This is a genomic window from Paractinoplanes toevensis (genome assembly GCF_018332695.1).
Lineage (GTDB): Bacteria > Actinomycetota > Actinomycetes > Mycobacteriales > Micromonosporaceae > Actinoplanes > Actinoplanes toevensis.
The window spans coordinates 53,694-67,684 of record NZ_BOQN01000053.1; the positions used below are offsets into that span (position 1 = coordinate 53,694).

General features: G+C 70.9%; 13 protein-coding genes. 9 read left to right on the forward strand and 4 right to left on the reverse strand.

The features are described 5' to 3' along the window. Positions 1 to 21: 21 nt before the first annotated feature. Both Ato02nite_RS20775 and Ato02nite_RS20780 read right to left on the reverse strand, forming a co-directional pair. Complete coding sequence (locus Ato02nite_RS20775; protein WP_246607262.1) at positions 22 to 1,188, reverse strand: DUF5667 domain-containing protein; 1,167 nt, start codon at positions 1,186 to 1,188, stop codon at positions 22 to 24. Between the two features lie 181 nt (positions 1,189 to 1,369). Beyond that, positions 1,370 to 2,236: an ECF subfamily RNA polymerase sigma factor, BldN family gene (locus tag Ato02nite_RS20780; protein ID WP_438873059.1), complete on the reverse strand. Its 867-nt coding sequence runs from the start codon at positions 2,234 to 2,236 to the stop codon at positions 1,370 to 1,372. Between the two features lie 480 nt (positions 2,237 to 2,716). Between Ato02nite_RS20780 and Ato02nite_RS20785 the strand changes: the two genes are divergently transcribed. The 8 genes from Ato02nite_RS20785 (at position 2,717) to hemB (ending at position 10,840) form a co-directional block, all read left to right on the forward strand. After that, the gene (locus Ato02nite_RS20785) at positions 2,717 to 4,201 is read left to right on the forward strand and encodes an AMP-binding protein (RefSeq protein WP_307853879.1); all 1,485 of its coding nucleotides are present in this window, start codon (positions 2,717 to 2,719) and stop codon (positions 4,199 to 4,201) included. Next, positions 4,198 to 4,446 carry a glutaredoxin family protein gene (locus tag Ato02nite_RS20790; protein WP_213008254.1) on the forward strand — a complete coding sequence of 83 codons (249 nt, stop codon included), beginning with the start codon at positions 4,198 to 4,200 and terminating at the stop codon, positions 4,444 to 4,446. The genes Ato02nite_RS20785 and Ato02nite_RS20790 overlap by 4 nt, the downstream gene beginning before the upstream one ends. 10 nt (positions 4,447 to 4,456) lie before the next feature. Then, entirely contained in the window at positions 4,457 to 5,101 is a 645-nt protein-coding gene (locus tag Ato02nite_RS20795; protein ID WP_213008255.1) for an HAD family hydrolase, read from the forward strand. A gap of 197 nt (positions 5,102 to 5,298) precedes the next feature. After that, entirely contained in the window at positions 5,299 to 6,051 is a 753-nt protein-coding gene (locus tag Ato02nite_RS20800) for a redox-sensing transcriptional repressor Rex (protein ID WP_213008256.1), read from the forward strand. Continuing rightward, positions 6,048 to 7,337 (forward strand): glutamyl-tRNA reductase, encoded by a 1,290-nt coding sequence (locus Ato02nite_RS20805; protein WP_213008257.1) that lies wholly within the window; start codon positions 6,048 to 6,050, stop codon positions 7,335 to 7,337. The genes Ato02nite_RS20800 and Ato02nite_RS20805 overlap by 4 nt, the downstream gene beginning before the upstream one ends. Next, positions 7,334 to 8,263 carry a hydroxymethylbilane synthase gene (gene hemC, locus Ato02nite_RS20810; RefSeq protein ID WP_213008258.1) on the forward strand — a complete coding sequence of 310 codons (930 nt, stop codon included), beginning with the start codon at positions 7,334 to 7,336 and terminating at the stop codon, positions 8,261 to 8,263. The genes Ato02nite_RS20805 and hemC overlap by 4 nt, the downstream gene beginning before the upstream one ends. Beyond that, positions 8,260 to 9,846, forward strand: a complete 1,587-nt coding sequence (locus Ato02nite_RS20815) for a bifunctional uroporphyrinogen-III C-methyltransferase/uroporphyrinogen-III synthase (RefSeq protein ID WP_213008259.1) — start codon at positions 8,260 to 8,262, stop codon at positions 9,844 to 9,846. Before hemC ends, Ato02nite_RS20815 begins: the two co-directional genes overlap by 4 nt. 10 nt (positions 9,847 to 9,856) lie before the next feature. Continuing rightward, positions 9,857 to 10,840, forward strand: a complete 984-nt coding sequence (gene hemB / locus Ato02nite_RS20820; protein ID WP_213008260.1) for a porphobilinogen synthase — start codon at positions 9,857 to 9,859, stop codon at positions 10,838 to 10,840. Here hemB and Ato02nite_RS20825 read toward each other — a convergent pair. Next, positions 10,837 to 11,859: a GNAT family N-acetyltransferase gene (locus Ato02nite_RS20825; RefSeq protein ID WP_213008261.1), complete on the reverse strand. Its 1,023-nt coding sequence runs from the start codon at positions 11,857 to 11,859 to the stop codon at positions 10,837 to 10,839. The two genes, hemB and Ato02nite_RS20825, sit on opposite strands and share 4 nt — an antisense overlap. Positions 11,860 to 11,934: 75 nt before the next feature. Then, a complete protein-coding gene (locus Ato02nite_RS51730) occupies positions 11,935 to 12,813 on the reverse strand; it encodes a lytic transglycosylase domain-containing protein (protein ID WP_246607263.1) in 879 nt (292 codons plus the stop codon). Positions 12,814 to 13,743: 930 nt separating this feature from the next. Here Ato02nite_RS51730 and Ato02nite_RS20835 point away from each other — a divergent pair. Then, positions 13,744 to 13,962, forward strand: coding sequence for an FmdB family zinc ribbon protein (locus Ato02nite_RS20835; RefSeq protein WP_213008262.1), 219 nt, complete (start codon positions 13,744 to 13,746; stop codon positions 13,960 to 13,962). The last annotated feature ends 29 nt before the right edge of the window (positions 13,963 to 13,991 follow it).

Genomic DNA, 13,991 nt, shown 5'->3' on the forward strand with positions numbered 1-13,991 from the left:
CATATCTGTAACCGAATCGCCCTAGTTGAAGCCGAAGAGCTCCCCGAGCAGGCCGCCGACCGGGTCGTCGGCATCGGTCTCGGCGGGCTCTTCCGACGGGCTCAGCGGTGTTCCGCCGAGCGGTGCGACGCCGGGGGCCGGCGAAACGGTCGGGCTGGCCGCGACGTCGGGCTTGATGGTCGCGCCGGGCTTCGCGGGCGGCGTGGTCCGGTCCGCCTTGGCCTTCGGTTTGTCGCTGTCCCGGGTGGTGGACTTGCCGCTGTGCCCGTTGGGCCGGTTCGACGCGGTGCCGTCGGCCGTACTCGTGCAGTCCTTCAGCTTCGGCCCGAGCAGGTCGGAACCGGCCGAGAGCACCTGCGGGCAGTTCAGCCCGGTGCGCAGCTCGTCGCCGCGCTTGCCGACCGCGTCGAGCAGCGACAGCGACTGCGTGGCCCGTTCCTTGTTGGCCGGGCTCAGTTTGTCCAGCGCCGGCAGCATCGTCTGCCGCTGCTGCTGCACAAAGGTGTCGACGGTGGCCAGCGGCTTGACGTCGCGGTGCGCGACCGCCGAGGTGTCCAGCAGCCGGACGCCCTTGCGGGTGTCGGCGTCCATGTCGTCCAGCACCCCGGCGAAGCCGGCCGCGCTGCCGGGCATGGCGACCGCCTCGGCGAGCCGGGTGCGGGCGAAGTCCAGCGACAGCTGGCCCCGGGTGACGTCGGAACCGGCCATGGCCAGTTGGGCTCGCTCGGTGGAGCGCTTTACCCCGTACAGCGCGTCGCCGGGCGACGCGTTCTCGCTTGCTGCGGAGATACCGGAAACCGCCAGTGCACCGGCGGCGACGCCGATGACGATTGCGCCGCGCGCCCGGATCCGCCGGCCACCCTGGCCGAGGATCGTGGCCCGCAGCCCGGCCCGGCCCGGTGCCGCCGAAGCGGCGGCCACCAGCCCGTCGGACTCGGCGGCGGTGGCGGAACGGCCGATGCCGTCCCGTTCGGCGGTGGCGACCAGCATGGCTCGCAGACCGATGCGGAACTCGGGATCGACCTGGACCCCGGGCTTGGCCGCGGTGAGGCTGGAACCGATGGCGACCAACTCGGCGAGCCGCTCGTCGGCAGGGCCGTGGCTGTGGTGCCGCCGGCCGCCGGTGCTCTCGTCGAGAAGCTCCGCGAAGCGCTCGGCGCTCCGCCGGTCGAAGAAGTCGAAGCTCACCGCGGGCACCTCCCCTCGCTCGTGACTGTCTCGTCGGCAGCGTCGCCGACGGTTGCGACGAAACCGGTGGCTGGTAAGGCCTTTCGGGGTCGCACCCGGACAAACGCGTGACACTCGCCCCCGGTTACGGGGCCGAACAGCTGATATCGGGCAACGTAGATCGACATGTGCGAGACCTGGGTCACCACTGGAACCCTTCGGGCAGCAGGCGGGCGAGCGCCCGGACGGCCCGGTACTGGAGAGCCTTGATCGCACCCTCGTTCTTGCCCATGGTCTGTGCCGTCTCGGCCACCGAGAAGCCCTGCAGGAAGCGCAGCACGATGCACTCCTGCTGTTCCGGGTTGAGCTGCTTCACCGCGGTGAGGAGGGCGACGTTGGTGATGTGGTCGACCACGGCCGACTCCGGGCTGCCCTCCGGACCGCGGTCCTCGCGGTCGGCGTCGAGCACGTCCCCGGTGGTCACCTCGAGGCGGTAGCGCCCGGACTTGAAGTGGTCGGCCACCAGGTTGCGGGCGATCGTGACGAGCCAGGCGCCGAGGTCGCGGCCCTGCCAGGTGAAGCTGCCGATGCGCTTGAGCGCGCGCAGGAAGGTGTCCGAGGTCAGGTCCTCGGCGAGCTGCCGGTTGCCGACCCGGAAGTAGACGAACCGGAACACGGTGTCGACGTACCGGTCGTAGATGAGCCCGAACGCCTCGGACTCGCCGGCCTGGGCTCGTTCGACCAGCGCCCACACCTCGGCGGCGGCGTCGCCCGGATCGGGGCGGGCCGGGTATTTCGGCGGCTCGCTCTCGCTGGGCGGCCCGGTGGTGCTCTGGGCCGGCACCACCACGGTCGCCTCGCCCGGCGCCGTGCTCTCCGGCAGCTGGCTGCGCTGACCGGCGGTGGGCTGGGCCGGCATCGGCGGACGACCGGGCACGGCGACCCGGCCACCACCCGGCATCGGCTTGGCGTTACCGGTGGGCGGGACCCGCACCCCGGGTGACTCGTTGACAGGGCGTCGGTTGCTGGTCCGCTTCGCACCTTCGCCGCGGATGGTGTTGGCGATCATGTCGTCGACCGATCGGCGGAGGGAGGTCAGGCCCTCGGAGATGGCGAGGCGCGCCGCGAACACGTCGCGGTGGTACGGGTCTCCGGCGTACACATGACTCACTGCGCCTCCTCAGCCCGGCGGGCCCGATCCGACTGCAGATCCGTCCCGCCAGACGTGGATAAGCAGTAATTCCGTGCTTTTTGTGGCACAGCGGCCTCCTCGGGATGAGGGGTGATCACTCATAGCAAAACGGGTGGGGCGGCCCGCGAAAATGCCGACCGACCTCACCCAGGGCTTTGGAGTCCGTTACTCAGGCACGAAGTATCACGGACTCCGAACACACGGAGTCGCACACCGTGTGCGCTGCGCAAAAAGTGTACGAAGTGGCGCAGACAAGACACAAGGAACGTCTGCCACGATGGTGGACACCCTCGTGAACGCGACGGACAGGCTGTCCGCCATCGGAATCTCGGCACGTCTGTGCCAGACTCGTCCCTCGTGGAGGACCCCGTTGCCGCCGCTGCCGCACGCCGCCCCGATCACCCCGCGCTGATCACCCCGGAAACCACGCTGACCTGGGCAGAGCTCGACGCCCGGGTGGACGCTGCGGCCCGTCGGCTGGTCATGCTGGCCCGGCCCGGCGAGCGGGTCGCGATCGTGCTCGGCAACTCGATCGACTTCGTGGTGACGTACTACGGGGTGCTGCGGGCCGGGCGGGTCGCCGTTCCGCTCAACCCCGGTTACACCGCCGACGAGCTCGATCACGTCATCACCGACTGCCGGGCCGCGGTCGTCGTCGCCGAGGAGCCGGGGCGCACGAAACTGCGGTCGTCGACCCCGCCGTGCGTACCCCCTGATCTGGGAACCGCGACCGGTGATCTGCCGGAGGTCGCCGCCGGGGATCTCGCCGTGCTGCTCTACACCTCGGGGACGAGCGGGCGCCCGAAGGGCGCGATGCTCACCCACGCCGCCCTAGCCGCCAACCATGAGCAACTCGATGCGATCGAGCCGCCGGTGGTCGGCCCGGACGACGTCGTCCTGCTGGCCATGCCGCTTTTTCACGCTTACGGGTTGAACACCGGGCTCGGCACGGTTGCGCACCATGCGGCGACCGGCGTGCTGATCGACCGCTTCGACCCGGCGGTCTCACTGTCGGTGATTGCCGAACGTGCGGTCACCGTGACGGTCGGCGTGCCCGGCATGTACGCCGCGTGGTCGCGGCGGCCGTCGGCCCGCGCCGCGCTCAGCAGCCTGCGCACGGCGGTGTGCGGCGCGGCGCCGCTCACGCCGGCCGAATCGGCTCGCTTCACCGTGGCGACCGGAAAGACCATTCTGATCGGGTACGGGCTGACCGAGACCGCCCCGGTGCTCACCACCACGGCGGTCAGCGACCGGGGCAAGGCCGGGTCGATCGGGCGTCCATTGCCGGGTGTGTCACTGCGGCTGCGCGCCCCCTCCGGCGACGTGCTGTGGGAGGACGGCACCGCCTCCGCCGACGAGGACCTGGCCGAACTCGATCTGTCGATCGAGGACACGGCCGGCACCGACCCGGGCGAGATCGTGGTGCGCGGCGCCAATCTGTTCTCCGGCTACTGGCCGGACGGCGCCGGCGGGCCGGATGCGGACGGCTGGTGGCCCACCGGCGACATCGCCTACGCGGACGGTGACGGCGATCTGCGCTTGGTCGACCGGATCGGTGAGTTGATCCTGGTCAACGGCTTCAACGTCTACCCGGCCGAGATCGAGCGGGTGCTCGACGCGCACCCGGCGGTGGCCGAGTCGGCCGTGATCGGAGTGCCCGACGACGAGGCCGGCCAGCGCCCCCACGCGTACGTTGTCGCCGCTCTCGACCCGGCGCCCACCCCCGCCGAGCTGCAGGTCTACTGCGCCGGACACCTGGCCCGGTTCAAGCTGCCGAGCGTCGAACTGGTGCGTGAGCTTCCGCACTCGGCGATCGGCAAGGTCCGCAAGGGGGAGCTGTGAGCCGAGTCGTGCTGATCAGCCGGGACGGCTGTCATCTGTGCACCGACGCGGAGGCCGTGCTCGACCGCATCCTGCCTGGTCAGTGGGAGCGGGTGGACGTCGATTCGGACGTCGAGCTGGAGCGCGACTACGGCGATCGGGTGCCGGTGGTGCTGCTGGACGGCGCCGAGCACGGCTACTGGCGGGTCGAGGAGGCTCGGCTTCTTCGGGATTTGGCGCGACAGCCGGGGGAGCCCCGCATATAGGTTGTTCGCCGTGGCGCGTACTCATCTTGTCTGGGACTGGAACGGCACCCTCCTGGACGACCTCAGCCTGGTGGTTTCCTCGACGAACGAGGCATTTGCCGCGGTCGGTGGGCGCAGCGTGGACGCCGACGAGCACCGGTCCCGGTTCCGCCGGCCGGTTGCCGAGTTCTACGCCGAGATCCTCGAGCGGGCGGTCGACGAGGAGGAATTCGGCAAGCTCGACCGGATCTTCCACGACGCGTACCGGATGGGCCTGACCAGCATGGCCCTGGCGGCCGACGCGACCAGCGCGATACGCGCCTGGCCGGGCTCGCAGTCGCTGCTGTCCATGTGGTTCCACAACGAGTTGGTGCCGGCGGTCGAGACCTACGGGCTGGCCGGTCTCTTCACCCGGGTGGACGGGCTGCGGACCGAGGTCGGCGGTCACCTCAAGGCCGGTCACCTGGCCGCTCACCTGGCCGAACTCGGGATCCCCGGTGATCAGGTGGTGCTGATCGGCGACTCGCTCGACGACGCGGCCGCGGCCGACTCGGTGGGCGGGCAGGCGGTGCTCTACACCGGCGGGTTTACCCACCCCGACCGGCTGCGCGCGTCCGGTCGTCCGGTTGCCGACACGCTGCTGGAGGCGGTAGAGGTGGCCCGGTCGCTGAAGTGAGGCGTACTTTTGGGGGAGAGCTCCAATAGCACGCCTAGTGGATCTTTGTCCACTCGTGGGGCCAAGATCGCGATTTGTGCACGCCTTCACAAGCGCCTACTCTGTGACTTCGAAGAGCCCCGGTACCACAGGCTGTCGAGCCGGGCGTCCAGGGGGCTCGCACCTCAAGGTTCGACACCTCGTCGGCACGGAGTCAGATGAGTCAGCAGCGTCACGGAAGCACGTCCGGCGGCAGCGACCGGGCCAACGCCGTCCCTGCCTTCCCGGATCTTCCGGAGGCGACGATCGCCCGCCTGCCCGAGTACCTTCGTGCACTGCACAACCTCGGTGAGGGTGGCGCGGACACGATCTCCAGCGAGGGTCTGGCGGCGGCGGCCGGCGTCAACTCGGCCAAGCTCCGCAAGGATCTCTCCCACCTCGGGTCCTACGGCACCCGCGGTGTGGGCTACGACATCGCCCTGCTGATCGAGCAGATCGAGTACGTATTGGGTCTCGACCAGCGCCGGGCCGTCTGCCTGGTCGGTGTCGGTAACCTCGGCCACGCGCTGGCCGGCTACGACGGCTTCGCCAGCCGTGGCTTCAAGATCGTGGCGTTGTTCGACGCCGACCCGTCCAAGGTCGGCGAGCGCATACACGGTCTGATCGTGCGGCACATCGACGAGCTTCCCCAGGTCGCCGTCGAGGAGACGATCGCCATCGGGGTCATCGCCACCCCGGCCGGTGCCGCTCAGGCGGTCGCCGACGAGCTCGTCGCGGCCGGCGTCACCAGCATCCTCAACTTCGCACCGTGCGTGCTGTCCGTTCCGGCCAACGTCGACGTGCGCAAGGTCGACCTGGCCATCGAGTTGCAGATCCTCTCATTCCACGAACACCGCAAGGCGTCGCTCACCGCGCTGCCGGGCGGCCGTTCCGCCACGGGGGCGGGAAACCAGGAGGCGGTCGGGTCGTGAACCTTCTGAGCGTCGGCGCGTCCTATCGCACCGCCGACATCGGCACACTGGAACGGCTCACCATCGCCGACGGCGAGGTGCCCCAGCTGCTGCACAAGCTGGTCAGCCAGCCGTACGTGGGTGAGGCCGTCGTCCTGTCCACCTGCAACCGGGTGGAGATCTTCGCGGCGGTCAGCGGCTTCCACGGCGGTCTCGGCGACGTCTGCAACGTCCTCTCCGAGGTGTCCGGCATCCCGGCCACCGAGCTGGCCGGACACCTCTACGTGCACTACGACGAGGCGGCCGTGCTGCACTCGTTCCGGGTGTCGTCGGGGCTCGACTCCATGGTCGTGGGTGAGTCGCAGATCCTCGGCCAGCTGCGGGACGCGTACCACGCGGCCACCGAGGCGGACAGCGCCGGACGCCTGCTCCACGAGCTGATGCAGCAGGCCCTGCGGGTCGGTAAGCGGGCACACTCCGAGACCGGCATCGACAAGGCCGGGCAGAGCGTGGTCACGGCCGCGCTCGACGTGGCCTCGGCCCGGCTCGGCGATCTCGACGGCAAGTCCGCGCTGGTCATCGGGGCGGGCGCGATGGGCGCCCTGTCGGTCGCCACGCTCACCCGGGCCGGCGTCGGCCCGGTGCGGATCACCAACCGCAGCGCCGAGCGCGCCGACCGGCTGGCCGAGGCGTACGGCGCGGTCGCCGTCCCCTTCGACGAGCTGGACGCGGCCCTCCGCGACGCCGACCTGGTGATCTCCGCGACCGCGGCGAGCGAGCCGGTGCTCACCCGGCAGCGGCTCGAGCGGGCCGGTTCGCTGGTCGTGCTCGACCTGGCCGTGCCGCGCGACGTCGCCCCCGACGCGACCGACGTGGACGGCGTCACGATCATCGACATCGACAGCCTGGCCGCGTCCCGGCAGGCGCTCCCGGCCGCGGCCGAGACCGCCGCGGTCGAACAGATCGTCACCGCCGAGGTCGACCACTTCCTCGCCTGGCTGCGCGGCTCCGACATCGCGCCGACCGTCGCGGCTCTGCGCACCCGCGCCGAGGACGTGATGACCGCCGAACTGCGCAAATTGTGGTCCCGAAGGGCGGAATTCACCGAGGAGCAGCGCGCGGATGTTTCCCGTACGCTGCATCGGGTCGTCCAGCAGCTGTTGCACTCGCCGACCGTGCGGGTCCGCCAGCTTGCCGCCGAACCCGGCGGCGACCAGTACGCGGCGATGCTGCGTGAGCTTTTCGACCTGGACGTTCCGCACGCCACCCAGGCCGACGCCGTTCCCGAGATCGGAGGTAACCGGTGAGTACCCCCTTGCGACTCGGCACTCGCGGCAGCGCACTCGCCCTGGCGCAGTCGCAGCAGACCGCCGACGCGCTCACCGCCGCGACCGGCCGGCCGGTCGAGCTCGTCCGGATCGTCACCCCCGGTGACCGTTCCTCCGCTCCGGTGGCCCAGCTCGGCGTGGGCGTCTTCGTTTCCGCGCTGCGTGACGCGCTGCTGGCCGACGAGATCGACTTCGCCGTCCACTCGTACAAGGACCTGCCCACCGCCGCGCACCCGGCCCTGCACATCGCGGCCGTGCCGCCGCGGCAGGACCCCCGCGATGTGCTGATTTCCCGCGGCGACCGCACTCTCGCCGAGCTTCCGCCCGGGTCGGTCATCGGCACCGGGGCGGTGCGCCGAATCGCGCAACTGCACGCTTTGGGCCTAGAGTTGCAGGTCACGCCGATCCGCGGGAACATCGACACCCGGATCGCCCGGGTCCTCGGGCCCGAGGCCGATCTGGACGCCGTAGTCCTCGCCCGGGCCGGAGTGGCGCGTCTCGGCCGCACCGCCGAGATCACCGAAACGCTCGACCCGATGCTCATGCTGCCCGCCCCCGCCCAGGGCGCGCTGGCGGTGGAGTGCCGGGCCGGCGACGCAGACCTGGTCGAGCTGCTGGCCGCACTCGATCATGCACCGTCTCGCTCCGCTGTCGTGGCGGAACGGGCGTTGCTTGCCACGCTCGAGGCCGGGTGCTCCGCCCCGGTCGCGGCACACGCCGAGCTCGCCGAGGGCGAGGAAGGCGACGAGATCTACCTGCGCGGTGCGGTGATCAGCCCGGATGGATCCCGAGCCATCCGCCTGTCGCGCACCGGAACGCCCGCCGACGCGGCGGAGATCGGCAAAGCACTTGCCGCCGACCTCCTCGAGAACGGCGCCGACACCCTGATGGGGAGCACAGAATGACCACCCGCACCGCCCGCAAGCCAGCAGGACGCATCGCGTTCGTCGGCGCCGGCCCCGGCGACCCGGAACTGCTGACCCGCCGAGCGCACGCTGCGCTGACCGATGCCGACCAGGTGGTCTACGACCGTGGCGTGCCCGACTCGCTGCTCGCCGCGATCAAGTCGGAGGCCAAGGAGGACGCCCAGTTCAGCCCGGCCGAAGGCGCCCCCGGCGACGTCGCCAAGGTGCTGCTCTCCGCGGCCAAGTCCGGCCTGTCCGCCGTGCACCTGGTGGCCGGCGACCCGTTCGGCCACGAGTCGGTCGTCAAGGAGGTGCAGGCGGTCGCTCGCACCGCCGTGCACTTCGAGGTCGTACCCGGCATCGGCCAGGCCGAAGGTGTCGCCACCTACGCCGGCGTTCCGCTGCCGGCCGTGCGCACCGTCGCCGACGTCGGCGACGTGACCGCCCTCGACTTCGACGCGCTCGCCGCGTCCGCCCGCAAGGGCTCCTTCGCCGTGTCGGTCGACGCCGGCGACTTGGCCGCCGTGCGCGACGGGCTGCTCGCGGCCGGTGTCGAGCCCGGCACCCCGGTCGCGGTGACCGGCGACGGCACCGGCGAGACGCAGTACACGACGACGTCCACGGTCGACAGCTTCGTGGCGGCGGCACTCGGCTTCACCGGCCGCGTGGTGCTGTCGGTCGGCACCGACGTGGCCGAGCGCGACTCCCTGAGCTGGTGGGAAAACCGCCCGCTGTACGGCTGGAAGGTCCTGGTCCCGCGCACCAAGGAGCAGGCCGGCGCGATGAGCGCACGCCTGCGGGCATACGGCGCGATTCCGTGCGAGGTGCCGACCATCGCGGTCGAGCCCCCGCGCACCCCCGCCCAGATGGAGCGCGCGGTCAAGGGCCTGGTCGACGGCCGGTACGCCTGGGTCGTCTTCACCTCGGTGAACGCGGTCCGCGCGGTCTGGGAGAAATTCGACGAGCACGGCCTCGACGCCCGCCACTTCGGCGGCGTCAAGATCGCCTGCATCGGCGAGGCCACCGCCGAGGCGGTCCGCTCCTTCGGCATCCAGCCCGAGCTGATCCCGGCCGGCGACCAGTCCAGCGAGGGCCTGCTCGCCGAGTTCTCGCCGCACGACGAGATCCTCGACCCGGTCGGCCGGGTGCTGCTGCCCCGCGCCGACATCGCCACCGAGACGCTCGCGGCCGGGCTCATCGAGCGTGGCTGGGAGGTCGACGACGTGACGGCGTACCGCACGGTGCGCGCCGCCCCGCCGCCGGCTGAGATCCGCGACGCGATCAAGTCGGGTGGCTTCGACGCGGTGCTCTTCACCTCGTCCTCGACCGTACGCAACCTGGTCGGCATCGCCGGCAAGCCGCACGCCCGTACGGTCGTCGCGGTGATCGGTCCGAAGACCGCCGAGACGGCGACCGAGTTCGGCCTGCGCGTCGACGTCCAGCCCCAGCACGCGTCCGTGCCGGATCTGGTCGAGGCGCTCGCGTCGTACGCGATCGAGCTGCGCGAGAAGCTGGCCGCGATGCCGGCCAAGCAGCGTCGCGGCTCCAAGGTTCAGGGACCTACGGCCCTCCGTTTCCGTTAGAGGAGCGCTCATGTCGTACCCCGACATCCGCCCGCGCCGCCTGCGGCGCACTCCGGCCCTCCGCCGCCTGGTGGAGGAGAACCGGCTCGCGCCGTCCGAGCTCGTGCTGCCCCTCTTCCTGAAGGAGGGGCTCACCGAGCCCAAGGCGATCAGCTCGATGCCCGGCGCGGTTCAGCACACCCGCGAGTCCCTGCGCAAGGCCGCACACGAGGCGGTCAGCGCGGGCGTCGGCGGCCTGATGTTGTACGGCGTGCCCACGGACGACCACAAGGACGAGACCGGTTCGGCCGGTCTCGATCCGAACGGCATTCTCAACGTGGGCATCCAGGATCTCGTGGCCGAGGTGGGCGACTCCACGGTCATCATGAGCGACCTGTGCCTGGACGAGTTCACCTCGCACGGTCACTGCGGGGTGCTGGCGCCGGACGGCTCAGTGGACAATGACGCCACATTGGCCATTTATGCTGATCTGGCGGTGGCGCAGGCCGCGGCCGGGGCCCACATGATCGGCACCTCCGGCATGATGGACGGCCAGGTGGGCGTGGCCCGCCGCGCCCTCGACAAAGCGGGTTATCAGGACGTTTCGATCCTGGCCTACTCCGCCAAGTACGCGGGCGCGTTCTACGGCCCGTTCCGCGAGGCCGTCGAGTCCAGCCTGCAGGGCGACCGCCGGCAATATCAGCAGGACCCGCCGAACCTGCGCGAGGCCCTGCGCGAGGTCGACCTGGACGTGGCCGAAGGCGCCGACATCGTCATGGTGAAGCCGGCCCTGCCCTACCTCGACGTGATCGCCGCGATCCGCGACCGGGTGACCGTCCCGGTCGCCGCCTATCAGGTCTCGGGTGAATACGCGATGGTCGAGGCGGCCGCCGCCAACGGCTGGATCGACCGCGACCGGGCCATCCTCGAGTCGCTGACCTCGATCAAGCGAGCCGGCGCCCAGATCATCCTCACCTACTGGGCCACCGAGGTCGCTCAGAAGCTGCGCTTCTAGTTCTCCACCGGCTCGAGGCTCTGCACCAGCTGGGCGACGTCCGAACCGTACTCATACCAGTCGCGGTCGGCCTGGTAGCCCAGCTCGGCGTTGACCTTGAGCATCGACTCGTTGTTGTGCGCGTTCCAGGTCTGCACCTCGCGCAGACCTGGCTCGGCCGACCGCAGCTCGAACAGCATGCGCGCCTTGATCGCCCGGTCGATGCCGTAGCCGCGGTGGGCCCGCACGACGATCGTGTCGTACTGGTCGGCGCGCTCCGGATGCTGCGCCGGCACCACCACCTCGGTCAGACCGGCCACCACCCCGCTCGACTCGTGGATGGCCAGCACGATGTACGGCTTCAGGCCGCGCTTGTGCAGCGTCTCCAGGGAGTCGCGCAGCCGCTGCGGGTCGGACGAGCGCGGCGCGAGATCGAGGTCCTCGTCGTCGTCCTGCGCCTCCAGCTTCGCCTGGGCGTAGGCCTCGAGCAGGGACTCCGGGGGACCGCCCGGGTGATATTCCACCCGGTAGCCGGTCGCGATGCCGTCGGCCATCTCGTGCAGCGACGGCCAGTCGACCGAAGACAGGTTGAGGACGCTGCGGGTCTCCACATACTCCCGCTCGAAGCCGAGGGACTCGTAGAACGCGATCGCCGGAGTGCCGCCGATCACCTCGACCCCGATCGACGAGAAGCCCTCCAGGTAGGCGCGTCGGGCGGCCACGGCAACCAGCTCCCGGCCCAGGCCGCGGCGGCGCAGCGACGGCTTGACCATCACCTCGAGCACGCCGATGTCACCCAGCAGCAGAATGCTGACATGCCCGAAGATCTCGCTCTCCCCCTCGGGAAGGCGATCATCCTCCGCGACCCAGCTGATCCGGCGCTCGCCGGGCATGGTCTCGGCCAGGTAATCAGCGACCTGGACGTCCTGCCATGGTGGATCGTCGGGGAGATCTTCGGACAGCACCGTGTTAACCGTCTCCACGAGCGATCGGATCTCCCCCGCCGACGCTGACCGGGGATCCCATTCACGCACCCTCACCCGTACAGCTTGCCGTTAACCGGACCAACTGGGAAGTGCTGGGAACGGAAATGTGCGAGGGCCGTCACTGTCCGTTTATGTTCGGCTGCGTTGCCCGTAGTCGTTCGCCGCTTCGAAAACCTTCTGGGCGTACGGCTGAACAGCGTTGTACGAGAGAATCGCGTCCCACCACGACTCCGCCTTGGACAGGTCACGCCCGCCCTGGCACAGATAGGTCGCCGCGGTCAGTGACGCATCGTCGATGTCGTTGGGGTCGGCGACCCCGCTGTTATCGGCGTCCACCTTGTAGCTGTTCCAGGTGGACGGGATGAACTGCAACGGCCCGACCGCCCGGTCATAGGTGGTGTCCCCGTCCAGCGTGCCCTGATCGGAGTCGGCGATCAGCTGCCGCCCACCCTTGCCGTCCAGCGGCAGCCCGTAGATCGGCGGCGACACCGACCCGTCCACCCCCAGCACTGCTCCGTTGGCGCTGCCGTGCGCCGACTCGACGCTGGCGATCGCGGCGATCGTGGTCCAGCTCAGGTGACAGCCCGGCATGGTGCGGCTGAGCACCAACTCGGCGTACCCGTAAGCCTGGACCGCCACCACCGGGATGCCGACCTTGGTGCCGACCTGCTGCGCCCACCCGTTCAGGGCGTCGGCGGGCCGGGCACCGTTCTGCACCGGCTGGGCCGGTTCGGTGGTCGCCGGAGGAAAATTGCCCGGCCCCGCCGGGGCCGACCCGGTCGGCAGGCCGGCCGGGAAACTCGCCGGCGCCCCCGAGGCGGTCGCCTCCAACGGAAAGCCGGGCGTCACGCTGGGCGACGGCGCGGCCTGCAGAGCTTTCGGTACGAGGTAAGCACCAGCCGTCCCCGCCGCCCCGAGCAGGAGGAGCGCGATGATCCCCGGCAGCACGAGCCGCCCGCTGGGCCGTTTGGCCCAGTCCGAGGTGCTGCGCCCAGCCTTCCGAGCCACCAGCACCGGATTGGCCCGCCGAAGCCCCCGAGCCTGAACCGGCACAGCCGCCGCAGCCGAGTCCTTACCCGCCCCATCCGGCTTATCCGATTTATCAGCATCAGCACCGATTCCGGCAGACTTGGCCTCAGCCTCCGCTTTGGAGCCAGCGGTCGCATCGCCACTCGCCGTGCCCGCACTCGCCGTGCCCGCACTCGCCGTGCCCGCACCCGCTGTCGTCGTGCTCGGCGTCGCCGCGCCCGGCGGCGTGGCCCCAACTGCTGTGCCCGCGCGTGCTGTGTCCGCGCCTGGTGTGTCCGCGCCTGCTGTGTCCGCGCCTGCTGTGTCCGCGCCTGCGGTGCCCCCACCTGCGGTGCTGGCGCCTGCGGTGCTGGCGCCTGCGGTGCTGGCGCCTGCGGCGCCTGTTGTGTCTCCGCCTGCTGTGGCCCCGGCTGTTGTGGCCGCGGCCGACGTGGCCTGAGCCGGTCCGGCGGTGGGCTGCGTCGGGTCGGTGGGCTTGGCGTCGATCGGCTTGGTGGCGATCTCGGGGCCGGCGTTACTTCCTGGCTTGGCTGAGGCGTCCTCGACCGCGCCCTGCCCGCCGGCGGCAGCGGGGGGTGCGCCCTCCGCCTTACTCGTGGGCGCGAGGCTGCCCGCGCTCGCCGACGCGGCCGGGGCGGCATCGGGCGCGGGCTTTCCGGACGCCAATGTGGCCGATTTGTCCGTGCTCGGGTCGGGCGCCGCGCCGGAGCTGCCGAGTGGTCCGCCCTGGTGCGGCGCGGCCGCGCGCAGCTCAGGTTTGTCCACCGGTTTCTCCTGCCCGTTCGCCACGGCCCGACCATACCCGGCGACGGCTCGCCGCAAGAGGCCGCGTAGACGAGGCCGAATCACATTCTGAAGGGCAGACCTGCTGGGTGCCTTTCTGTCATACGGGGGGCCTACGCTTTGCCAATGCCGCGTTACGAGTTCCGGTGCCGCTCCTGCGGCGACACCTTCGAGGTCAGCCGCCCGATGCGAGAGGCCACCGCGCCCACCGTCTGCCCCCAGGGCCACGACGACACGGTGAAGCTGCTTTCCACCGTCGCGGTCACCGGCCGCGGCGGCTCGCCCTCGGCCCCGTCCGCAGGCCCCAGCGGCGGCGGCTGTTGCGGCGGCGGCTGCGGCTGCTGAGCCGCCCCGCCCGCCCCGCGTGGTCTGCC